This is a genomic window from Streptomyces sp. NPDC001204 (assembly GCF_053598035.1).
On the sequence record NZ_JBSFJL010000010.1, the window covers coordinates 215,396 to 237,006 of the forward strand.

A 21,611-nucleotide genomic window follows, 5' to 3' on the forward strand; every position below is an offset into this window, starting at 1 on the left:
CGTTCCTCGTCGTACGGGAGGCCGTAGGGCTACGGGACGATGTGCACCAGCAGGCCCAGCAGGTCGCCCGTGGCGTCGGCGGCGCCCAGGGCGGGCAGCGCACCGAGGGCGAGGACGGCCACCGCGACCGAGCGCAGGTGCGGCGGCGGGGCGGACTGGAGCGCCGCGATACGGCGGGTGACGGCGCGATCGGTGAAGCCCAGCGCGCACGAAGGCTCCGCCCGTCCGGCCGTGAGCGCCGCGCGGGCGAGCGCGCGGGCGGTGGTGGTGCGGTCGCCGACCGCCGCGGCGGCCCGTTCGTCCGCCCAGCGCTCGACGAGGAAGGCCACCTGGTCGCGCACCGGCCCGAGCAGTGGGTTGGCCGCGAAGGCCAGCGTGGCCGCCGTCACCAGCAGCGCGTGCCGGTGCGCCAGATGGGCGCGTTCGTGGGCGAGCAGCACCCGGCGCTCGACCGGCTCCAGCGCACCGAGCATCGCCGCGGTGACCAGGATCCGGCCCGGTGAGCCGGGGATGGCGAAGGCCCGCGGCACGGGCGAGGCGGCGACGATGAGTTCGGTGTCCCCCGGCTGCCCCTCGCACAGCCGCCGCAGCCTGCGGCGCGTGGCGTACTCGGCGCGGACGGCCCGCCACAGCCGGTGGGCGATCAGCGCGAGGGCCGGGCAGGCGGCGATCCCGATCGCCTCGGGTACCGGGTCCGGGATCGCGTGGCCGGCCTCCCTGGCCTCGGCGACGACCGGCGGGGCGTCGTTGAGGAGGGTGGCTGACAGCAGTACGAGGGACCACACGGTGGCGGCGGCCGTCACCGCGGCGGCGGCGGTCAGCACGCGCGCGGCCAGGGCGGGGGCCACCCGCCGGCCGACCGCGGGACTGATCGCGGCGAGCAGCGCGGACAGCGCCAGCGGGGTGTAGACGTCGACCGTCACGCGGCCCCTCCGGTGAGCAGTTCGCGCAGGGCCCGCTCCTCCTCGGGGCTCAGCCCGGTCACGAACTGCTGGAGGGCGGCGATCGGGTCGGGGCCGCGGTCCAGGGCGTCGTGCATCGCCTGGGCGGTCAGCTCGGCCGCGTTCTTGGCCGGCCGGTAGGCACCCCGCCGTCCGTCCACCTCGCGCAGCACCAGGCCCTTGTCGTACAGCCGCTTGAGGATGGTGTGCACGGTGTTGTAGGCCAGGCCGCCGCCGATCTCCAGCTGGATCTCGGCAGGGGTGAGCGGGTGCTCCGTGGACCACAAGGCCGCCAGGACCTCGCTCTCCAACTCGCCCGAACTGCGCCGTTCCACCCTGCCGTGAGGCCCTCTGCCAGCCATGCCCTCAACCTTACAGCGCGTAGGGGGTCAGGCGTCCGGCGGCGTCCCGCCCGGCGCGTGGGCGCGGCGCGGGTTAGTTTGTCCGTGTTTTCCCTGACGTCGTACCTGTTTTCCCTGACGTCTTACTTGTTTCCCTGACGTCCTACCTGGTTCCTGCTTACCTGGTTCCCGCGCCGGCGGCGCGGAACGCGGGGAGTCCGAAACCCCGCGGTGCGGGGGTGAGGGGTGGAGATGGCCGACAGTTCGCACGCCATACTCGCCGGGACGCGGCGAGCGGGACCGGGATCCGGCTCCGCCCGCGCCCGCCGGGCCCGCGGCGACGTCCTCGTGGCGGCGGTGGCCGCCGCCTTCACCCTCGCCCAACTCCTCCTGGTCCGGCCCGGCATGGGCCTCGGCTGGGACGAGTCCATCTACGTCAGCCAGGTCAGCGGACACGCACCGGCCGCCTACTTCAGCGCCCCGCGCGCACGCGGCGTCTCGCTGCTCGTCGCGCCGGTCGCCTCCTGGTCGCCGTCCACCACGCTGCTGCGCGTCTACCTCGCGGTGCTCTCCGGGCTCGCCCTGTACCTGGCCCTGCGCGTGTGGCGGCACACGTTCCGCTCCGGTGTCCTGGCGCTGGCCGGCGCCCTGTTCGCCTCCCTGTGGGTGACCCTGTTCTACGGTCCGCAGGCCATGCCCAACTACTGGGTGGCCATCGGCGCCCTCGCCTGCGCGGGCTGCTGCCTGCGGGTCCGGACCGCCCGGCGGGACCGCGCCGCACTGTGGGGCCTGGCAGGGGGCGCCGCCCTCATGGCGTTGATGCGCCCCATGGACGCCGTCTGGGTGGTCCTGCCCCTGCTCGCCCTCGCCCTGCTGGAGCGGCGCTGGAAGCCGCTCGCCGCGCTGCTCGCCGGACTGGTCGCCGGGTCCGCCGAATGGGTGATCGAGGCGTACGTCGCCTACGGGGGCCTGTTCCAGCGGCTGTCCGACGGCTCCGCCGTGCAGGGCGGCCTGGGCTGGCACTTCGCCGTGGCCGACCAGCTGCGCAGCCTGGGCGGGCGCGCCCTGTGCCGGCCGTGCACCGGCGCGCAGCCGAACCCGGTCGTCACCGCCTGGTGGTACGTCCTGCCCCTGCTCGCCCTGCTGGGCCTCGCCCTCGCCGTGCGCGCCCGGCGGACCCCGCCCACGCTGGTCGCGCTGGCCTGCGCGGCCACGGCCGCCTTCCCGTACCTGTTCATGATCGGATATGCGGCGCCGCGTTTCCTGCTGCCCGCCTACGCCCTGCTCGCGATCCCGGCCGCCGACGCCCTCGTCCAGTTCCTCAGGGCGCCGAACGGCAAGTGGCGGCCCCTCGCCGTGTCCCTGGCCGCCCTCGGCCTCGCCGGACACCTGGCGGTGCAGTACGCCGTCCTGGCCCACACCGTCCACCGCACCACCACCGACCGCCGCGCCTGGTCCGGCACCGCCGCCACGCTGCACCGCCTCGGAGTGCGGCCGCCCTGTCTGCTCACCGGTGAGGAGGCCATCCCGATCGCCTTCTACACCGGCTGCGGTTCGGCCGCGACCGCGGGCCCCAACACCAACAGCACCCCGGCGGCCATCGACCAGGCCGCACGGCGCCTGCCGGTCGCCGCCCTCACCACCGCCGACGGCACCCCGCCCGCGTACGCCCGCACCTGGCCCTCCCACCGCTTCGGCGACCTGCGCCTGTACGTCGCGCCCCAGGCGCGCAAGGCCACCGGCCCCTGACGCCGGGGGTTCCGCAACCGTCACCAACGCGCGCGTAGTTCGCCGCCGGCGCCGCCCACCACGCACTGGCCGCCGGCCTCGGGGCGGGCGCGGTCGAGCTGCGGTTCCTGATGCGGTGCGGCCCTTCCGCGGGCCGCACCGCGAGCGCGCTCGCCGTGTGGCGCCTGATCGTTGTACTCGCCGTGGCCTGCCCGGGCGTCCTGTGGATCCCCCACTTCTGGATCCCCCACTTCTCCGTCATGGCCGCGGCCATCGTCCTCGTCGCCGCAGTGCCGGTGACGGCGGTGGTGCGGGGCCCGCTGCGCTCGCGGTGCCGGCCCATGGTCGTGGCGGTGCTGAGCGACATCGGGACCGTGCGCAGCCGGCTACGGCGGGCCGCCGGCCCGTGGGGCGGCCCGCTCGCCTTCGCCTGGCGGGGCGTGCAGCGCCGTGCGGCCACCACGTGCACCCCCCGCGCCGAACCGGCCGGCGGCCGGCGAGATACCCCCGTCGCCGACGAGAACGTCTTCGGTCGGTCTGTTCGGCGAGGATCCGTCCGGCGCGGTCTCGTGGACCAGCAGTTGTTCGGTCGCCCGGCGCCGGTGTGGCCGAGCCGTTGCCCGGTGGACGGCTCGTGGCTGCAGTTCGCCGCCGGGGGCGCCGCCGGGCCCCCGGGTCCGTCGTCGGCCGGTCGCGGCGGTGGGCTCGTGTCGAGGGGTGCGCCGGAGCCCTCGTGGTGCGGGCCGTGGCGCCGGGGCGTCACACAGGGCGTGACCGACCTCGACCGCCGGGACCCCGGCCCGCGGGGTCCTCCACCGGCCCTCCGGCTCTCGCCGTCAACTCGGACACGAGGCCGGCGGGCAGCCACCAGGTGGCCGCGCACAGGCACACCCCGAGCCAGCCCGCGGCGAACAGCCAGCCGCCGATCACGTCGGTGAACCAGTGCACCCCGAGATACACCCGGGTCAGCCCCACCAGCGCGCCCCAGCAGCCGACGAGGAGGCAGAACGCCCTGCGGCCGCGCGGGGCACGCACGGCTGTCGCCAGGATCAGCAGTCCGGCGGTCAGCGCGGAGGTGGTGGTGTGCCCGGACGGGAACGACCATGCCGAGGCGTGGGCCGCCCAGTCCTGCCGGGGCGGACGCGGCCGGGAGATCAGCTCCATCACGCCGTAGCGCAGGGCCTGGCCCGCCGCCAGGCAGCCGAGGCCGAGAGCGGCCGCGACCGCACGCTGCCGGGCCGTGCGGCCGACGGCGAGTCCGGCCAGCGCGACGAGCAGGTACGGGATGACCCCCGTCCCCGTGGCGGTGAGCCCGCGGGCCACCGCCACGGCCACCGCCGGGCGGTGATCCAGGGACCAGGAGAGCAGGGTGTCGTCCACGGACAGGGGGGTGCCATGGCCGCCGACTACCAGGCCGAGCACGGCGAACGCGGTCCAGGCGCCGAGCCCCGCGCTGCCCGCGAGGTCGGCGGTGTCCCGGGGCCTCATGACACCAGCAACGGCCGCAGCCGCGTCGCGGCCAGGCGCCGGGCGAGTATGTCCGGCCGGCGCAGCAGCGCCTTCATCACGACGTAGGCCACCAGGGCGCCGGTCAGGAGCCCGGCAGCCACGTCGTGCGGATAGTGGGCGCCGACCCAGACCCGCGAGGCGGCCATCGCGACGGCGGCCACGCAGGCGATCGCGCCGAGCCGGCGCGAGACGAGGAGCAGCGCCACCGCGGCCGCGGCGGCGATCGCCGCGTGGTTGCTGGGGAAGGACCAGTCGGTGCGGGCCGGACAGGCCTCCAGGGTGACCACGTGCAGCGTGCGGCACGGGCGCACCTCGCGCACGAGCAGCTTCACCAGCGAGTTGACGGCGTAGGCGAGCACCACGACGAGTGGCACCGCCAGAGCCGTGACCGCCGCCCCGGCGTCCACCCGGCGCGAGCGCCACCAGACCGCGAGCATCAGCACGGCGAACACGGCCAGGCCGTAGGCCGACCACACCGTCACCATGTCGTCCCACCACACGGGGGAGCGGCGGGCCAGGTCCACCACGTCCGAGTACAGGGGGCCGTCGATGGACGAGCCCGACAGGGCGAGGATCATCCGCGCGCCTCCTTGGCCTTCGCGGCCCGGCGCGAGCGCAGGACCTCCGGGACGAGCGGGATCAGCGACACGAGCACGATGAGTCCGATCACGGGGAGCAGGTACTTGTCGATGTTCGGGACGGAGGAGCCGAGCGCGTACCCCGCGAGGGTGAGGCCGACGCTCCAGACGAGACCGCCGACGACCTGCCACAGGGTGAACGTGCGGATCGGCACGCCCAGGGCACCGGCCATCGGGTTGAGTACCGTACGCACCACCGGCACGAAACGGGCCAGCACGATCGCCTTAGCGAACCCGTACCGCTCCAGGAGTTCCTCGGCGCGACCGGCGCCCTCGTGCAGGCGCGGGGAGCGGCTGCGGGCGAGCAGGGCGCCGCCCGCCCTGCGGCCCAGCAGGAAGCCGCACTGAGAGCCGGCGAGCGCGCCGACGACGGCCGCGACCAGCAACGGGGCCAGCGACAGCTTCACACCCCGGTCGGCCGTGCCGGTGCACAGCAGGCCCGCGGTGAACAGCAGCGAGTCGCCGGGCAGGAAGAAGCCGATCAGGAGCCCCGTCTCGGCGAACATCACCACGCCGACGCCGAGCACGCCGAAGGCGGCCAGCAGCGACTGCGCGTCCAGCACGTTGACAGCGAGCTGCGACGACAGGTGCGGGAGTGCGATCATCGTCGCGGGCCCTTTCCGTCGGGTCGGCGGGTGCGCGGTCGAGGGCACCGGCCGAGTGACTACAAATCTGTAGACGGTCTACGTCAATGTAGACGATGGAGACCCCTGAGGCGTTCCCATGGTCGCCCGAACGAGTGAACCGGGTCGCCCGGCCGGACCCCGCATGCGGTTCCCGCGTGCGAGAACGGCTGTGACCGAGGACTCCCGTGCGCACGCCGACCTTTACCGGTCCATTGCCGCTTCATGACCATTCGACTACACGCCTGTAGTCATGATGGATCACGAAGTTAGGCATGCCTTCGCTAACCCGGTCCCGGAGTGGCCGGGGCGGTGTGCCAGGGAGGGCCGTACGGCATGTGGGACGACGCGTTTCCGAGTTTCCTGATCGGACTGCGAGAGGGACTCGAAGGCGGACTGATCGTCTCCATCCTCGTCGCCACCCTGGTCCGGGCCGGAGCCAAGTCCCGGCTGCCGCAGGTGTGGACCGGCGTCCTCGCGGCCATCGCGCTCGCGATGAGCTTCGGCGCGGTGCTCACCTTCACGGCGGCCTCGCTGTCCGCGACCGCGCAGGAGGCGTTCGGCGGCGCCCTCAGCGTCGTGGCCGTCGCGTTCGTCACCGCCATGGTGTTCTGGATGCGCCGCTCGGCCCGCAGCCTCTCCGGTGAGATCAAGGAGAAGGTGACCGGCGCGCTCGGCATGGGCGCGGGCGTGCTGATCCTCACCTCCTTCCTCGCGGTGGGCCGCGAGGGCCTGGAGACGGCCCTGTTCCTGTGGACCACCGCCCGCGCGGCCGGGGAGTCCGTGGGACCGCTGACGGGCGCCGGGATCGGTCTGGTCCTGGCGGCCGGCCTGTGCTGGGGCCTGTACCGCAGGGTGCTGAAGATCAACCTCACCAAGTTCTTCACCGCCACCGGCGCCGTACTGATCGTGATCGCGGCCGGCGTCCTCGGCTACGGCCTGCGCGACCTCCAGGAGGGCGGAGTCCTCCCCGGCAAGGCGGCGTACGCGGTCGACCTCGGCGGCACCGTCGACGCGGGCTCCTGGTACAGCACCCTCGTCCAGGGCGTCTTCAACCTCACCCCGACGATGACCTGGCTCCAGGTCCTCGGCTACGCCGGCTACCTCGCCGTGGTGATGACCCTGTTCGTCCGGGGCGTACGCGCCACGAAACCGGCGCCCGCCACGGCGCCGACCGGCACGACGACCGCTGCTGTACCGGAGGCTCCGCGGGGCGCCGGCGCCGCGAGCACGCCTCGGCCGGCCGCCGCGAGCGAGCCGCGCGCCGCGGCCGGGACCGGAGCCCCGGACGACAGCCCTGCCGGGTTGGCGTCCGAGGCCGGGCCGACTGCCGCCGCGGCGGCCGAGGGCGGGGACCGAGCCGCCGCCGGGCCGGACGTGGGTGCCGCCACTGCGGCGACGACAGCGGCGGCGAGCGGAACTACCGCCGCGTCCCACGCCGAGACTTCCGCCGCGTCCCGGGTCGAGACTTCCGTCGCCTCCCGCGCCGAGCCCCCCGCACTCTCCAGGGCCGACACCCCGTCCGCTGGTGGCGGCGCCGGTGGGGTGTGGGCCGAGGGGGCCGACCCGTCGCGCAGGCCCGAGCGCGGCGTCAGCGAGACACCGGACGAATCGCACGCGCACGCTGCCGTCGCCCGCCGGAGGCGTCCCGTCTGGGTCGTGCCCGTGGCCGTCGTCGCGGTGCCCGCGGTCGTCGCCGGACTCGTGGTGGCCCTGGGACGGCCCAAGCCCGCCGGAGCCCAGACCGTCGCCGTGTCGGAGACCGAGTGCGGCAAGGGCTTCACCGCGCCCGAGCCGGGACGCCGGACGTTCCAGATGCAGAACACCGGGTCGAAGACCTCCGAGGTGTACCTGATAGACCCGGCCACCAACGCGGTCTACGGCGAGATCGAGGGCCTGGCCCCCGGCACCACCCGCGACCTGGTCGCCACCGTCGCGGGCGGCAGCTACGCCTGGCGCTGCGTGCCCACCGGCGGCACGGCCGTCACCTCCAAGGCCGTCCGGGTCGGCGGCGGGGCAGGGGCCACGGCGGTCGTCCCGGTGTCCGAGCAGGACCTCGCCACCCCGCTCAAGGAGTACAGGCAGTACGTCGAACAGGGTCTGGGCACGCTCGTCGCCCAGACAGGCCGGCTGAACGCCGACATCCAGGGCGGTGACCTCGACGCGGCCCGCACCGACTGGCTGACCGCCCATCGCACCTACTCCTCCCTCGGCGCCGCCTACGGCACCTTCGAGGACTTCGACAAGAAGATCAACGGCCGGCCCGACGGCTTGCCCGGCGGAGTGGACGACAAGGACTTCACCGGCTTCCACCGCATCGAGTACGGCCTGTGGCACGGCCAGAGCGCGGACCGGCTGAAGGCTCCCGCCCAGAAACTCGCCGCCGACGCCGCCGGCCTGCGCAAGGCCTTCCCCACGCAGGCCTTCGACCCCGGTGACCTGCCGCTGCGCGCCCACGAGATCCTCGAGAACACCCTCCAGTTCGAACTCACCGGCCAGGCCGACCAGGGCAGCGGCACCGAGCTGGCCACGGCCGACGCCAACCTCGCCGGCACCCGCGAACTGCTCACCGTGCTGAGGCCGCTGCTCACCTCCCGCGCCCCGCACCTGCTGCCCACCGTCGACGCGGACACCGCCCGGCTGGGGAAGCTGCTCGACGCGGCCCACCACGGGAACGCCTGGACCCCCGTGAACCGGCTCGACGCGATCACCCGGGCCCGCCTCGACGGGGCCACCGGACAGCTCCTGGAGGACCTCGCGCCCGTACCGGACCTGCTGGAGATCCGGAAGTCCGCCTGATGACCGCACCGCGCGCCGTGACACCCGAGACCGTACGCACCGAAGGGAACAGCTCCATGCCGTCCGCCGAAACGTCCGCACCCGAGGGTGGCTGCCCCGCCGGCCACGGGCGCCGCACCTTCGTCAAGACGGCCCTGGGCGCCGGTGCCGCCGGCGCGGTCCTGGCGGGTGGCGGCTTCACCCTCGCCCGGAGCAGCGCGGGCCAGGCGCACGCCGCGGACGGCACCGGCGCGGCGGCGGTCCCGTTCCACGGCGTCCACCAGGCGGGCGTCCTCACACCCGCCCCCGCGGCCGCCGCCTTCGTCTCCTTCGACGTCATCGCCGAGAACCGCGAGGAACTCGCCGGACTGCTGCGGACCATCACCGAGCGGGCCCGCTTCCTCACCGCCGGCGGCACCCCCACCGACCTGGGCGTCGGCGCCCCGCCCTCCGACAGCGGCATCCTCGGTCCCGAGATCCCCGCCGACGCCCTCACCGTCACCGTCGGCGTCGGTGCCTCCCTCTTCGACGAACGCTTCGGGCTGGCCAAGGCGATACCGCGCCGGCTCACCCCCATGCGGACCTTCCCCAACGACAACCTGAACCCCGCCGAGTGCCACGGAGACCTGTCCCTCCAGATCTGCGCCGACCGCCAGGACACGGTGCTGCACGCACTGCGCGACATCGCCCGGCACACCCGGGGCGCCCTGCAGATCAAGTGGCGCGTCGACGGTTTCCAGAACGGCCCGCGCCCCACCGGCGCCCAGCGCAACCTGCTCGGCTTCAAGGACGGCATCGCCAACCCGGATGTCGCCTCCGCCCGGGAGATGAGCCGCCTGGTCTGGGTGGGCGACGGGCAGGGCGAGCCGGCCTGGGCGGCCGGCGGCAGCTACCAGGTGATCCGGATCATCCGCATGCTGGTGGAGTTCTGGGACCGGGTGTCGCTGACCGAGCAGGAGAAGATGTTCGGCCGCCGCAAGGACACGGGCGCCCCGCTGGACGGCGCCAAGGAGACCGACGTCCCTCACTACGCCAAGGACCCCAAGGGCACGGCGATCCCGCTGGACTCCCACATCCGGCTGGCCAACCCGCGCACCGCCGCCACCGACGCCTCCCGCATCCTGCGCCGCGGTTACAACTACGACCGCGGAGTCGACAACGTCGGCAACCTCGACATGGGCCTGGTCTTCTGCTGCTACCAGCAGGACGTCGTCCGCCAGTTCGAGGCCACGCAGACCCGGCTGATCGACGAGCCCCTCGTCGACTACATCTCCCCGACCGGCGGCGGCTACTTCTTCGCCCTGCCCGGCGTCCGTGACTCCTCCGACTGGCTCGGCCGCGGACTGCTGTCCGCCTGACGGACGCGGTCCCATCCCCTCCCACGAGGAACACGGGGACGCCGCGCCGCCGGACATGGACGACGCGGTGGGGGAGCGGACCTGCGACGACGTCCTCGACGAGGGCTGCTCCCCGCCGGAGAAGCCGCTGGGCGTCACCAAGTACGGCACGAGGGCTGCCGAAGAGCACGCGGGCGAGAGCCTCGGCCGGCTGCCGGCGCAGGAGCGGCCCGACGAGGGCGGCCCCGAGGGCGACGGGGTGGGCGACCTGCCCGGCGGCGAGGGCGGATCGGTCGGCCCCGAGGCGGGCGGGGACCGCGCCGGCCGCCCGGTCGCCCCGGACGAGGGCGCCCACGGCGACACCACCGAGGAGGAGGTCGCGGCCGACACGGGCGCCGACGCGGGGGCCGCCGGCGCCGAGGAGGCCGCCCCGTCCACATCGTCGACGACACGCTGCCGGACGACGGCACCCAGCCCTGACCCGGCCCCGGGGTCAGCCCCCGATCCGGTCGATCTGCCGCAGCTTGTTCGTCGCGTCCAGGGCGGCCACCTTGTAGGACTCCGCGAGCGTCGGGTAGTTGAACACCGCGTCGATCAGGTAGTCCACCGTGCCGCCGCAGCCCATCACCGTCTGCCCGATGTGGATGAGTTCGGTGGCGCCGGCGCCGAAGCAGTGCACCCCGAGCAGCGTGCGGTCCTCCGGCGAGACCAGCAGCTTCAGCATGCCGTGCGAGTCGCCGATGATCTGCCCGCGGGCCAGCTCCCGGTAGCGCGAGACGCCCACCTCGAACGGCACCCGGTCCTCGGTGAGCTGGTCCTCGGTCCGCCCGACGAAGCTGATCTCCGGGATCGTGTAGATGCCGATCGGCTGAAGGCCGCCCATCCTGCCGACCGGCTCCCCGCAGGCGTGGTACGCCGCCGCCCGCCCCTGTTCCATCGAGGTCGCCGCGAGCGCGGGGAAGCCGATCACGTCGCCGACCGCGTAGATGTGCGGCACCTGCGTGCGGTAGTGCTCGTCGACCGCGATCCGGCCGCGCGCGTCGGCGCTCAACCCGGCCTTCTCCAGGTCGAGTCCGTCGGTCAGGCCCTGCCGGCCCGCCGAGTACATCACCGCGTCGGCCGGTATCTTCTTGCCGCTCTCCAGCACGGTGAGCGTGCCGTTCTCGTGCCGCTCCACGGCGGCCACCGTCTCCCCGAAGCGGAAGGTGACGGCGAGGTCCCTCAGGTGATAGCGGAGCGACTCCACGATCTCGACGTCGCACATGTCGAGCATGCCCGGCCGCCGTTCGACGACGGTCACCCTGCTGCCGAGCGCGGCGAACATGGAGGCGTACTCCATCCCGATGACCCCGGCGCCGACGATGACCATCGACCGCGGCACCCGCTCCAGCGTGAGCACGTTGTCGGAGTCCATGATGGTGCGTCCGTCGAACTCCACGCTGTCCGGACGGGCCGGCCGCGTACCGGTCGCGATGACGATGTGTTCGGCCGTCAACAGCCTTTCCTCACCGGTCACTTCGCGCAGCGCGACGGTGTGCCCGTCGACGAAGCGGCCGGTCCCGGCGAGCAGGGCCACATGGTTGCGGGAGAGCTGGCTGCGGATGACGTCGACCTCGAGGCCCACCACGTGCTGGGTGCGTGCGGTCAGATCGGCGACGGTGATGTCCTCCTTCAGCCGGTAGCTCTGACCGTACAGATCACGCTGGGTGAGTCCGGTGAGGTAGAGCACCGCCTCGCGCAGGGTCTTGGAGGGAATGGTTCCGGTGTGGATCGAGACCCCGCCGACCATGTCGGGTCTGTCGACGACAGCGACCCGGCGGCCCAGCTTGGCCGCGGCGATGGCGGCCTTCTGGCCGCCCGGTCCGGATCCTATGACGATCATGTCGAAGTCGGGCACGCCCCGGAGTCTCGCAGAGCGACGCCCCCAGCGAAAGGGACGAACGAAAGGGACCGGAACGACAGGGCTCCGATCCCTTTCGCACGCACCCCGGAAGAGCTAGGGCAACAGCTTGTCCAGGGCGGCCGGGCCCTCCGTCTCGATCTTGCGCTTGGCCCACTCCAGGTTGCGCGGGGTGATGTCGCGGCCCGCGGCCAGCACCACGTCCTCGGGCGAGACGTCGGTGCCGGTACGGGCGTGGAGCACGTGGTCCGGGGTGCAGCGCTCCCCGGGCTCGCGGGATGCATCGGGTTGTGACGTCGACATGTGGCCTCCTCGGGTCCGGCTGGATCCCCGCCCGCGTCCGGAGTGCGGCCCTCGTGCAGCGGGAGCGGGACCTCCTCCCACGATTGCCCGTCGGACGGCACCCTGCATCCGGAGGACCGCTCCTAAGCTGGAGGAACCGCGACAGCCGCGAGTACCGGGCCGCGCGAGGGGGACAGCGAGGGGACAGGAGGCAGCCGCGATGGCCGACACCCGAAGCCGAGGGCCCGAGACGGGCACATCCCGCTACGTTCCGATCGCCGACCACGGCCTGATCGGCGACCTGCGCAGTGTCGCCCTCGTCGGCACCGACGGCACGATCGACTGGTACTGCTGCCCCGCCTTCGACGCCCCGAGCGTCTTCGCCGCGATCCTGGACGCCGAGCGCGGCGGCAGTTTCGAGCTCGCCGCGGCCGAGGCGGCGCGCACCAAGCAGTTCTACTTCCCCGACACCAACGTGCTGATCACCCGGTTCTTCACCGAGGACGGCGTCGGCGAGGTGCAGGACTTCATGCCGGTGGGCGGAGACCGGCAGGGATCCGCCGAGACCGAACGACACCGGCTCATCCGGCGCGTGCTGTGCGTGCGCGGCACCCTTCCGTTCCGCGCCCGGGTGGCTCCCCGCTTCAACTACGGCGCCGACCCTCACACGGTCCGGATGGAGGGCTGCACGGTCCTGTTCGAGTCGGCGACCCTGTCCCTCGCCCTGACGTCCACCGTGCCCCTGGAGAGCGACGGCACGGACCTGCGCGCGGACTTCAAGCTCGCCGAGGGCGAGTCCGCCGTCTTCGCGCTGGACCAGGTCGGCGGCGAGGTGGCCCCACGGCGGTGCGCCCACGCCGAGGCCGAGGAGCAGTTCTGCGCCACGGTCGCCTACTGGCGCCGCTGGCTCGCGCAGTCCCGATACCGCGGCCGCTGGCGCGAGATGGTCCACCGCTCCGCCCTCACCCTGAAACTGCTCACCTACGCCCCGACCGGCGCCATCGTCGCCGCGCCCACCACGAGCCTGCCCGAGCGGGTCGGCGGTGAGCGCAACTGGGACTACCGCTACGTCTGGGTGCGCGACGCCGCGTTCGCCGTCTACGCGCTGCTGCGGCTCGGCTTCGCCGGCGAGGCCGAGGCGTTCATGCGCTTCCTGACCCGGCACATCAGCCCCGGGGACGGCAAGGCGACCGGCCCGCTGCAGATCATGTACGGCATCGACGGCCGCAGCGAACTGCCCGAACGCGAACTCGGCCACCTGGAGGGACACCGGGGTTCCGCGCCCGTACGGGTCGGCAACGCCGCCGCCGACCAGCTCCAGCTCGACATCTACGGCGCCCTGATCGACTCGATCTACCTCTTCGACAAGTGGGCCCAGCCGATCTCCAGCGCCCAGTGGGACGACGTGTCCGCGCTGGTGGAATGGGTCTGCGAGAACTGGGACCAGCCCGACGAGGGGGTGTGGGAGACCCGGGGCGGCAGGCAGAACTTCCTGTACTCGCGCCTGATGTGCTGGGTGGCCGTCGAACGCGCCATGCGGCTGGCCAACCGCCGCGGCCTGCCCGCCGACCTGCCCCGCTGGCGGCAGAGCCGGGACGCGATCTACCGCCGCGTCATGGACCGCGGCTGGTCCGCCGAGCGGCAGGCCTTCGTCCAGTACGAGGACGGCGACGTACTGGACGCCGCCGTGCTGATGATGCCGCTGGCGAAGTTCATCGCGCCGACCGACCCCAAGTGGCTGTCCACCCTCGACGCGCTGACCGGCGACCTGGTCTCCGACTCGCTCGTCTACCGGTACGACCCGCAGGCCAGCCCCGACGGGCTGCGCGGCGACGAGGGCACGTTCTCCATCTGCTCCTTCTGGTACGTCGAGGCCCTCACCCGGGCCGGCCGACTCGACGAGGCCCGACTCGCCTTCGAGAAGATGCTCACCTATGCCAACCACCTCGGCCTGTACGCCGAGGAGATCGGCCCCACCGGCGAGCAGCAGGGCAACTTCCCCCAGGCCTTCACGCACCTGTCCCTGATCAGCGCGGCCTACAACCTCGACCGCGCCCTGGGCTGACGCCGACCGCGGGCCTCGGTCCGCCGCGGCGTCAGCCGATGCGGTAGCCGTCCCCGTACACCTTCCAGTCCAGCGGCGGTTCCAGATCGAGGTTGCCCTGGCGCAGGAAGACCCGCTGCCCGGTGTCGACCCTGCTGGTCTCACGGTGGGCCGGCTCCTGCCGCATGGCCCACAGGCGTGCGTCGAGGAACGCGTTCAGATACGTCACCTCGTCGCCGCCCCGGGCCGGGGGGAGGGCCGTGCGCAAGGCCCGCTCGCGGATGCCGCGGAAGCCGGTCAGGCCTCCGCCGCCGTGCATCACGATCGCGTCGTAGTAGGCGAACTGGCCGAGGGCGCGCATCCCGTCCGCCTTGCCCTGTGCGACGGCCGGGTCGAAGTACACGCGGTCGCGCTCGTCGTTCTGGGCCCGCTGGAACGCGGTGTCCCGCGCCGCCCGGCGCCAGGCCTCGGGGAAGCCGGGGTCCAGTCCCCGGTGCGAGTCGGTGCCCTGGACGCCGCGCAGCGCCGGGAGGTACCCGGCCAGTACGTTGCGCGGCCTGCGGTCGGTGTAGTGCCGCACCAGGCCGAGCATGTCGCCAGTGCCGGAGCAGAAGCCGACGATGCCGGCCGTGTAGCCGCGTCCGTCGCCGAGGTCCTCGACGTACGCGTACTGGGCCTTCCAGTCGAGCGTGGAGTTCTCCGCGCTCGACACCAGTTTCATGGCGATCTCCTTCTTCGCGGGGCTGTCCAGGCCCGGGGCCGCGGCGACGCCCCGGGCGCCGAGGAGGGGGAGGGCGACGAGCGAGCCGCCGATCAGGGCGAGGACGCTGCGGCGGGCCGCGCCGGCCGGCGCGGTCGTTCCGGGGGTGTCGTGCACCAAAAGGGCTCCAAATGACTCGACTGTGGCAGAGGTGGCAGAGGTGGCAGAAGTGGGGGAGCTGGGGAGGAGGCGGCTCAAGGCAGCGGCTGCTCGGCCCATATGGCCTTGCCGGTGGGCGTGTAGCGGGTGCCCCACCGCTCGGCGAGCTGCGCGACGAGGAACAGCCCGCGGCCTCCCTCGTCCGTGCTCGCCGCATAGCGCAGGTGCGGGGAGGTGTTGCTGCTGTCGAAGACCTCGCAGATCAGGGCGCGGTCACGCAGCACCCGGACCCGGATGGGTTCGGCGCCGTACCGGATCGCGTTGGTGACCAGCTCGCTCAGGATCAGCTCGGTGGTGAACGTCAGCTCCTCCAGCCCCCACTCCGCGAGCCGCCGGCTCACCGCCGCGCGCACGTCCCCGACGGCCGCCGCCTCCCCGGGCACGTCCCACTCGGCGACCTGCCCGGGCCCCAGGGCACGGGTGCGGGCGACGAGCAGTGCGACGTCGTCCACCGGCCGGAACGGCCGCCGGACGTCCAGGACGGCCCGGCAGGTGTCCTCCGGCGACTCACCGGCGGAGGCGAGAGCGGTGCGCAGCTCCTCGAGGCCCGTGTCGATGTCCCGCTCCCGGTCCATCACGAGCCCGTCCGTGTACAGGACCAGCCGGCTGCCCTCCGCCAGCTCCAGCTCCGCCGTCTCGAATGGCAGCCCGCCCAGCCCGAGCGGGGGGCCGGCGGGCACGTCGGGGAACGTCACGTCCCCGTCGGGCCCGATCACGGCGGGCGGCGGATGGCCGGCGCGGGCGACCGCGCACCGGCGCGAGACCGGATCGTAGATCGCGTACATGCAGGTCGCGCCGGTGACGGGCACGCCGGCACTGTCCGCCGTCTCGTCCTGGTCGATACGGCCGACCAACTCGTCCAGCAGCCCGAGCAGCTCATCGGGCGGCAGGTCCAGGGCGGAGAAGTTGCTGACCGCGGTCCGCAGCCGCCCCATCGTGGCCGCGGCGTGCAACCCGTGGCCGACCACGTCGCCGACGACGAGCGCGACCCGCGCCCCGGACAGCGGCAGCACGTCGAACCAGTCCCCGCCCACGCCCGCCTGCGCGGGCAGATAGCGGTAGGCGATGTCCAGCGCGTTCTGCTCGGGCAGGCTGCGCGGCAGCAGACTGCGCTGAAGGGTGACCGCCAGCCCGTGCTCGCGGGTGTAGCGGCGGGCGTTGTCGATGGAGGCGGCGGCCCGGGCGACCAGTTCCTCGGCGAGGGCCAGCTCCTCGGAGTCGAAGGGCTCGTCCTTCTCCGACCGCCAGAAGCTGACCAGGCCCAGCACCAGATTGCCCGCCCACACGGGCACGCTGATCAGGGAGTGGATGCCGAACGCCAGCACCCGCTGGGTGCGCTCGACGTCCTGGGCCTGCCAGCCCGGGGCCGCCTCCAGCCGGGGCTCGAGGACCGGCCGGCGGGTCTTCAGGCTGAGCGCCTGCGGAGTGGAGGGGACGAAGCGGATCTCCTGCTGCAGCGAGTAGAGCGGCGTGTTGTCGCGGATCCCGGTGCAGGCCGTACGGCGCAGCGCGGCCCCCGGATCCGGGTCCTCGCCGGCCAGCACGGCGTCGTACAGGTCCACGGTGGCGAAGTCCGCGAACCGGGGAACCGCGACCTTGACGAGTTCCTCGGCGGTCCGGGCCACGTCCAGGGTCGTGCCGACGCCCACCCCGGCGTCGTAGAGCAGGCTGAGCCGTTCCCGCGCCTGCTCCGCCCGGCCGGACAGGGCGCGCAGCTCCGTGGAGTCGCGCAGCGTGGCCACGGTGCCCGACGGGCCGCCCGCCATGTCCGTGGGCCGCTGGTTGATCGCCAGCAGCCGGTCGCCGACCAGGTGCACCTCGTCGGTGGCGATCCGGCCGGAGTCCAGCAGACCGGCGGTCTCCGGGGCGAGTCCGAGGTCGAGCACATGCCGGCGCTCGGCGTCCTCGGGCAGGCCGAGCAGGCGGTGCGCCTCGTCGTTGGCCAGCAGGAGCCTCCCCTCGTCGCTGACGATGATCACGCCTTCCCGGACGGAGTGCAGCACCGCGTCGTGGTGCTCGTACATCCGGGTCATCTCCCGGGGGCCGAGCCCGTGGGTCTGGCGCAGCAGCCGGCGGGTGACCAGCGCGGTCCCCGCCAGGGCCAGGGCCAGGGCCACGGCAGCGGCGCCCAGGACGACCGGCAGCTGCCGGTCCGCGAGGCCGCCGGCGTTCCTGGTGGTGATGCCGGCCGACACCAGGCCCACCACCTTGCCGTCCGGCGCCTGGACCGGTACCACGGCCTGCACGAGCGGCCCGAGCGTCCCGTCGACCTGCTCGACCACCGTGCCGCCGGCCAGCGCGGGCCGGATGGTGCCGACGAACATCTTGCCGATGCGGTCCGGCTCGGGGTGGGTGTAGCGGACCCCCTTGGTGTTCATCACGACGAGGAAGTCGACGTGCGCCTCCTTGCGGGCCGCCTCGGCCCGCGGTTGCAGCACCGCCGTCGGGTCCGGGGCGGCGAGCGCCTCCCGGGTGCCCGGCGCGTTGGCGAACGTCTCGGCGACGGCGAGCGAGCGGTTGCGGGCCTCCTGGCCGCTGTCGTGCCGCACCTGAAGCACCAGCGCCACCACGGCCGCCGCGACCAGCAGCACCACGATGGCGACCTGGAGCAGGAACACCTGCCCGGCGACGCTGCGCCCGCCGAGTGATCGCAGCCCGGAGGGTCTGCTGCGCCCCGATCGGCCATGCCCGGCCAGCTCGCGCGCCCGCCGGGCCGGGCCGGACGCGAGCTGGAGACGCCGTCCGCTGGGACGGCGGGCCGACCGGGAGCCGGTACGACCCGGGAGTCGGACCATGAGCCATGTCTACACTGCCGCGCCGCGTGAGGCGAGAGGCAGTCACGCCCTCGGTCACGAGGGCGTGCGGGCGGCGGCCGCGCGGACAGCGCCATCCGAACGTGCGTTCCTGTCCCTCGAACATGATCGAGACACCACCCACCGGCAGCACAGCGGCACCCGTCCGGGAATGGTGACGGGGGGAGTCCCGGCCCTCTCGGCCCGTGTCAGCTCTGCTTGGGGGCGTCGGTACGGATGGTCTGCGCGACGTCGCGGATCTTGATGTTGTGGTGCTGGGAGATGCGGCGCAGGACGGCGAAGGCGTCGTCCTCGCTCAGGCCGTGGCGCTCCCGCAGGATGCCCATGGCCTCACCGATGGCGTGCCGGGTGTCCAGCGCGTGTTCGAGCTGGTCGACGGTTCTGGCACCCGCCACGGCGACGGCGGCGTGCGAGGCGAACAGCCAGCCGGCGGTCTCGCTGTCCTTGGTGAAGGAGCCGGGACGGCTGGAGTAGAGGTTGAGCGCACCGAAGTCCTGGTCGTGGGTGTACAGCAGGAAACCCATCATGCTGCCGATGCCCAGCTCGCGGGCGGCCGGCGCGTACCGCGGCCACGCCGGCTGCGGCTGCGTGAGGTCGGCGATGCGGAAGAGGCGGTCCCCGTCGACGCGGCGGGCCGCGTCGAAGCAGGGGCCCTCGCCGACCTCGCCCTGCAACCGGTCGGACTCCTCGACCATGTCCCCGCAGGCGGCCAGCGTCACGGCGCGCCCCTTGCGCAGGGCCAGGATCCCGGACGCCTCGCACCCGTCGATCAGCTCGACGGCCGCCCGGACGATCTCGTCGAGCGTCTCCTGCGCGGAGTCCTGGGCCAGCAGGCGCCGGGCCAGCTGGGCCATCTGTTCGGCGAACTCGCGCCAGTCCATCCGCACCCGCCCTTCTCCCCGCCGTGCGCACCGGTGCGCACGTGGCATCGCCCGTAACCGGCCGGCATTCGCAGCGTACCCCGCGGTCACGTGCGTATACGGGCCGTACCGATCATGGTCCGGGCACGTGATGGTCCCGCGCACGTCCACGACCCGGCCCCGCACGCCGATGCCCCGGCCGCGTGGGCCGGGGCATCGGGATGCGGGGCGGTCGGGGACCGAACCGGTCGTCGGCCGCCCGGTCCCCGCGGGGTCAGGCGCCCCAGGTGCCCTGGTTGACGGCGCAGTTCCAGCCGGAGCCGTGCAGGGCGAACTTCACCTTGTAGGTCCTGGTGTTCAGCAGGTGCGTCCGGACCTTGAAGCCGAGGCTCGCCTTCCCCTTGAAGGTCGTGGTGCGGACCGTCACGGTCTGCGAGGTCCTGTGGCTGATCTTGCCGCCCTTCGGCGTCGCCGAGCCGAAGCGGATGTTCTTGACGTTGGTGACCGTGAACGTGACGTTCTTGAACTTCTTCGTGGTCTTGCTCTTGATGCCGAAGTACAGGCCGCCGTTGGTCACCCACCCGTTGTGGTCCACGTAGAAACGGGACGGGTAGACGATGTTGATCGGGCAGCCCGAGCTCTGCGGTGCGGAGGTCGCCGCGGAAGCGGCCGCGGCGAAGCCCAGCTGAGCGGCGGTGAGGACCCCGGCCGCGGCCAGCGCCGCGACGGTCGTGCGCATGCGGTTCACTGAAGTGACACCTTCCCCCTACGGCCCTCACGGACCGGACCGACATGGCGTGCGGCGTCCCCGTGGGACGCTCCGCGCCACTGTGACGCCGTATTTCTTAGCACGCGGGGAAAATGCGGGAGCAACACCTGTGACTCCAGGGCTACTTGGTGACAAAACCGGGACAATCGTGAGGCACCGGCCTTGCCGGTCCGGTCCGTTCCTGTCTGGTCCCGTCCGTTCCCGTCCGCTCCCGTTCTGTCTCGTCCGGTCGATTCCGGTTCCGGGTGCCGCGTGTGTACGTTGCTGCCATGTACGCCACACGGGTCTCACGGCGGGTGCAGGCGTCTCCCGCCGCCGTCTACCGGGCCCTCACCGACCCGGACGCGGTGGCGGGATGGCGCGTCCCCGACGGCATGACCGCTCATGTCCACGCGTTCGACGCCCGTGAGGGCGGCACGTTCCGGGTGTCCCTCTCGTACGACGAGGCGGGCGCCCGGGGCAAGTCCGGCGCCCGCACGGACACCTACCGCGGGCACTTCGCCCGGCTCGTGCCCGATCGGCTGGTGGTCGAGGTGCTCGCGTTCGAGACCGACGAGGACGCCCTGCACGGCACGATGACGATGACCACGTCACTGGCCGAGGTGGACGGCGGGACGGAGGTCGTGATCGTGCACGAGGGCATCCCCGACGAGGTGCCGCGCGCGGACAACGAGTTGGGGACGCGCATGGCTCTGGACAACCTCGCCCGGCTGGTGGAGAGCGCCGGGTAGGGTTACCCGCCGGCGCCGCGGCCCGCGGCGACCGCCTGTTCGGCGTACCCGCGTCCGAAGAGCACCGTGTGCACCAGCAGCGGGAAGAGCTGGTGCAGTCCGACGCGGCCGGCCCAGCCGTCGGCGAGCGGTGCGACCTGCTGGTATCCGTCCAGGACGCGGTCCAGGTGCGGGCAGCCGAACAGCTGCAGCATCGCCAGGTCGGTCTCCCGGTGCCCGCCGTGCGCGGCCGGGTCGATCAGCCAGACCTCGCCGTCCGCGCCCCACAGCACGTTGCCGTTCCACAGGTCGCCGTGGAGTCGTGCGGGCGGTTCGGCGGGACCGGCCAGTTCGGGCAGCCGTTCCAGTACGCGTTCGATCACGGCCGCCTCGGCGGGGCGCAGGGTGCCGTCGTCGACCGCGCGGCGCAGATAGGGGAGCACCCGGTGCTCGGCGTACCAGCCCGGCCAGTCGGCGCCGGGAACGTTGCGCATCGGCGCGAGCCCGATGTACGCCTCCCGCGGCCCGCCGGGCGGAGCGGCACCGAACGCGGGCGCCCCGGCGGCGTGCAGGGCGGCCAGGTCACGGCCGAACCGCGCCGCCGCCCCTGGACTGGGCCGCCCGGGTGGAACCCGGTCGGTGACCAGCCAGCGGCGGTCGTGGCCGTGCACGGCGGGGACCCGCACCGCGCCCGCCTCGGCGAGCCAGCGCAGCCCCGCGGCCTCGGCGAGCACCGCCTCCGGATCCTCATCATGCTTGACCACGACCACCGCGCCGTCGTCGAGGGTCACCTCGGTGGGGTTCGCCGCCGACGGGCTGCGGCCGGTCGCCGCACGCCCGGTCAGCCGGGCGGCCGCGGCGGCGGGATCCTCGCCGGAGCCGGAGCCGGAGCCGGAGCCGGAGCCGGAGCCGGAGCCGGAGCCGGAGCCGGGCGGCGGTCGGCCGGTCACGCGGGCAGGCGCTCGCGCACCCAGTCGAGCAGGCCCGGGGTCGCGGCCTCGATCATGGCCAGCGCCTCCTCGAACTCCTCCGGGCCGCCGTAGTACGGGTCGGGTACGTCCAGGTCACCGGTCGCGTCCGGGTCGAAGGAGCGCAGCAGCCGCACCCGGGACGGGTCGTCGACGAGCCGGCGCAGCGCCTTCTCGTGACCGCGGTCCATGGCCAGCAGCAGGTCGGCGTCCAGGTGCTCGGCGCCGACCTGGGCGGCGACGTGCCGGACCGGGTAGCCCTTCCGGGCCAGTACCTCTCCGGCCCGCTCGTCGATGGCCTCCCCGGCGTGCCACGGACCGATGCCGGCGCTGCTGACCCGGACCTCGTCCGTGAGCCCGGCCCGGCGCAATCGCTCGGCGAACACGAGCGCCGCGGACGGCGACCGGCAGATGTTCCCGCTGCAGACGAAACAGATGTGCACGGCCCCCA

General features: G+C 73.5%; 18 protein-coding genes and 1 pseudogene. 6 read left to right on the forward strand and 13 right to left on the reverse strand.

The window, feature by feature from the left end; genetic code table 11:
- Window positions 1–29: 29 nt before the first annotated feature.
- Together ACWC91_RS17060 and ACWC91_RS17065 are read right to left on the reverse strand one after the other, a co-directional pair.
- Window positions 30–923: a M56 family metallopeptidase gene (locus ACWC91_RS17060; RefSeq protein WP_225076596.1), complete on the reverse strand. Its 894-nt coding sequence runs from the start codon at window positions 921–923 to the stop codon at window positions 30–32.
- Window positions 920–1,303 carry a BlaI/MecI/CopY family transcriptional regulator gene (locus tag ACWC91_RS17065; RefSeq protein WP_141355372.1) on the reverse strand — a complete coding sequence of 128 codons (384 nt, stop codon included), beginning with the start codon at window positions 1,301–1,303 and terminating at the stop codon, window positions 920–922. Before ACWC91_RS17065 ends, ACWC91_RS17060 begins: the two co-directional genes overlap by 4 nt.
- 231 nt (window positions 1,304–1,534) lie before the next feature.
- On the opposite strand from ACWC91_RS17065, the gene ACWC91_RS17070 reads away from it, so the two are divergent.
- On the forward strand, window positions 1,535–3,031 hold the full coding sequence (locus ACWC91_RS17070; RefSeq protein ID WP_225076595.1) for a hypothetical protein: 1,497 nt from the start codon (window positions 1,535–1,537) through the stop codon (window positions 3,029–3,031).
- A 738-nt stretch (window positions 3,032–3,769) separates the two neighbouring features.
- Here ACWC91_RS17070 and ACWC91_RS17075 read toward each other — a convergent pair.
- From ACWC91_RS17075 to ACWC91_RS17085, 3 genes are read right to left on the reverse strand one after another with little or no spacing between them, the layout of a single operon-like run.
- Window positions 3,770–4,498, reverse strand: a complete 729-nt coding sequence (locus tag ACWC91_RS17075; protein WP_225076593.1) for a phosphatase PAP2 family protein — start codon at window positions 4,496–4,498, stop codon at window positions 3,770–3,772.
- Entirely contained in the window at window positions 4,495–5,097 is a 603-nt protein-coding gene (locus ACWC91_RS17080) for a phosphatase PAP2 family protein (protein WP_225076592.1), read from the reverse strand. The genes ACWC91_RS17075 and ACWC91_RS17080 overlap by 4 nt, the downstream gene beginning before the upstream one ends.
- Window positions 5,094–5,762, reverse strand: a complete 669-nt coding sequence (locus tag ACWC91_RS17085; RefSeq protein ID WP_225076591.1) for a DedA family protein — start codon at window positions 5,760–5,762, stop codon at window positions 5,094–5,096. Before ACWC91_RS17085 ends, ACWC91_RS17080 begins: the two co-directional genes overlap by 4 nt.
- 354 nt (window positions 5,763–6,116) lie before the next feature.
- On the opposite strand from ACWC91_RS17085, the gene efeU reads away from it, so the two are divergent.
- The 3 genes and pseudogenes from efeU to ACWC91_RS17100 all read left to right on the forward strand — a co-directional run bounded on the left by efeU (window position 6,117) and on the right by ACWC91_RS17100 (window position 10,375).
- Window positions 6,117–8,579, forward strand: a complete 2,463-nt coding sequence (gene efeU / locus ACWC91_RS17090) for an iron uptake transporter permease EfeU (protein ID WP_450725949.1) — start codon at window positions 6,117–6,119, stop codon at window positions 8,577–8,579.
- 56 nt (window positions 8,580–8,635) lie between these two features.
- A complete protein-coding gene (gene efeB, locus ACWC91_RS17095; RefSeq protein WP_450643038.1) occupies window positions 8,636–9,916 on the forward strand; it encodes an iron uptake transporter deferrochelatase/peroxidase subunit in 1,281 nt (426 codons plus the stop codon).
- Between the two features lie 13 nt (window positions 9,917–9,929).
- A pseudogene (locus ACWC91_RS17100) lies at window positions 9,930–10,375 on the forward strand (DUF5709 domain-containing protein).
- A gap of 13 nt (window positions 10,376–10,388) precedes the next feature.
- Here the strand turns inward: ACWC91_RS17100 and sthA are convergent.
- Complete coding sequence (sthA, locus tag ACWC91_RS17105) at window positions 10,389–11,792, reverse strand: Si-specific NAD(P)(+) transhydrogenase (protein ID WP_225076588.1); 1,404 nt, start codon at window positions 11,790–11,792, stop codon at window positions 10,389–10,391.
- Between the two features lie 99 nt (window positions 11,793–11,891).
- Entirely contained in the window at window positions 11,892–12,098 is a 207-nt protein-coding gene (locus ACWC91_RS17110; RefSeq protein ID WP_225076587.1) for a hypothetical protein, read from the reverse strand.
- A 199-nt stretch (window positions 12,099–12,297) separates the two neighbouring features.
- Here ACWC91_RS17110 and ACWC91_RS17115 point away from each other — a divergent pair, with 199 nt between their 5' ends.
- Window positions 12,298–14,142, forward strand: a complete 1,845-nt coding sequence (locus ACWC91_RS17115; RefSeq protein WP_225076586.1) for a glycoside hydrolase family 15 protein — start codon at window positions 12,298–12,300, stop codon at window positions 14,140–14,142.
- A 31-nt stretch (window positions 14,143–14,173) separates the two neighbouring features.
- On the opposite strand, the gene ACWC91_RS17120 is transcribed toward ACWC91_RS17115, so the two are convergent.
- The 4 genes from ACWC91_RS17120 to ACWC91_RS17135 all read right to left on the reverse strand — a co-directional run bounded on the left by ACWC91_RS17120 (window position 14,174) and on the right by ACWC91_RS17135 (window position 19,452).
- Window positions 14,174–14,998, reverse strand: coding sequence for a chitosanase (locus ACWC91_RS17120; RefSeq protein WP_450643036.1), 825 nt, complete (start codon window positions 14,996–14,998; stop codon window positions 14,174–14,176).
- A gap of 77 nt (window positions 14,999–15,075) precedes the next feature.
- Window positions 15,076–17,835 carry a SpoIIE family protein phosphatase gene (locus ACWC91_RS17125; RefSeq protein WP_450643035.1) on the reverse strand — a complete coding sequence of 920 codons (2,760 nt, stop codon included), beginning with the start codon at window positions 17,833–17,835 and terminating at the stop codon, window positions 15,076–15,078.
- A 206-nt stretch (window positions 17,836–18,041) separates the two neighbouring features.
- Complete coding sequence (locus ACWC91_RS17130; protein ID WP_225076583.1) at window positions 18,042–18,734, reverse strand: GAF and ANTAR domain-containing protein; 693 nt, start codon at window positions 18,732–18,734, stop codon at window positions 18,042–18,044.
- Window positions 18,735–18,987: 253 nt separating this feature from the next.
- Window positions 18,988–19,452 carry a hypothetical protein gene (locus ACWC91_RS17135; RefSeq protein ID WP_225076582.1) on the reverse strand — a complete coding sequence of 155 codons (465 nt, stop codon included), beginning with the start codon at window positions 19,450–19,452 and terminating at the stop codon, window positions 18,988–18,990.
- A gap of 299 nt (window positions 19,453–19,751) precedes the next feature.
- Here ACWC91_RS17135 and ACWC91_RS17140 point away from each other — a divergent pair, with 299 nt between their 5' ends.
- Window positions 19,752–20,213, forward strand: a complete 462-nt coding sequence (locus ACWC91_RS17140; RefSeq protein WP_450643032.1) for an SRPBCC family protein — start codon at window positions 19,752–19,754, stop codon at window positions 20,211–20,213.
- A 2-nt stretch (window positions 20,214–20,215) separates the two neighbouring features.
- On the opposite strand, the gene ACWC91_RS17145 is transcribed toward ACWC91_RS17140, so the two are convergent.
- A complete protein-coding gene (locus ACWC91_RS17145; protein WP_225076848.1) occupies window positions 20,216–21,037 on the reverse strand; it encodes a fructosamine kinase family protein in 822 nt (273 codons plus the stop codon).
- Between the two features lie 101 nt (window positions 21,038–21,138).
- Window positions 21,139–21,603, reverse strand: a complete 465-nt coding sequence (locus ACWC91_RS17150; RefSeq protein ID WP_376500441.1) for a low molecular weight protein-tyrosine-phosphatase — start codon at window positions 21,601–21,603, stop codon at window positions 21,139–21,141.
- Window positions 21,604–21,611: the final 8 nt, after the last annotated feature.

Coding starts and splice junctions, on each gene's coding strand:
- ACWC91_RS17065 (WP_141355372.1), bottom strand. CDS start 1,303: ATGGCTGGCAGAGGGCCTCACGGCAGGGTGGAACGGCGCAGTTCGGGC.
- ACWC91_RS17070 (WP_225076595.1), top strand. CDS start 1,535: ATGGCCGACAGTTCGCACGCCATACTCGCCGGGACGCGGCGAGCGGGA.
- ACWC91_RS17075 (WP_225076593.1), bottom strand. CDS start 4,498: ATGAGGCCCCGGGACACCGCCGACCTCGCGGGCAGCGCGGGGCTCGGC.
- ACWC91_RS17080 (WP_225076592.1), bottom strand. CDS start 5,097: ATGATCCTCGCCCTGTCGGGCTCGTCCATCGACGGCCCCCTGTACTCG.
- ACWC91_RS17085 (WP_225076591.1), bottom strand. CDS start 5,762: ATGATCGCACTCCCGCACCTGTCGTCGCAGCTCGCTGTCAACGTGCTG.
- efeU (WP_450725949.1), top strand. CDS start 6,117: ATGTGGGACGACGCGTTTCCGAGTTTCCTGATCGGACTGCGAGAGGGA.
- efeB (WP_450643038.1), top strand. CDS start 8,636: ATGCCGTCCGCCGAAACGTCCGCACCCGAGGGTGGCTGCCCCGCCGGC.
- ACWC91_RS17110 (WP_225076587.1), bottom strand. CDS start 12,098: ATGTCGACGTCACAACCCGATGCATCCCGCGAGCCCGGGGAGCGCTGC.
- ACWC91_RS17115 (WP_225076586.1), top strand. CDS start 12,298: ATGGCCGACACCCGAAGCCGAGGGCCCGAGACGGGCACATCCCGCTAC.
- ACWC91_RS17125 (WP_450643035.1), bottom strand. CDS start 17,835: ATGGTCCGACTCCCGGGTCGTACCGGCTCCCGGTCGGCCCGCCGTCCC.
- ACWC91_RS17130 (WP_225076583.1), bottom strand. CDS start 18,734: ATGGACTGGCGCGAGTTCGCCGAACAGATGGCCCAGCTGGCCCGGCGC.
- ACWC91_RS17135 (WP_225076582.1), bottom strand. CDS start 19,452: ATGCGCACGACCGTCGCGGCGCTGGCCGCGGCCGGGGTCCTCACCGCC.
- ACWC91_RS17140 (WP_450643032.1), top strand. CDS start 19,752: ATGTACGCCACACGGGTCTCACGGCGGGTGCAGGCGTCTCCCGCCGCC.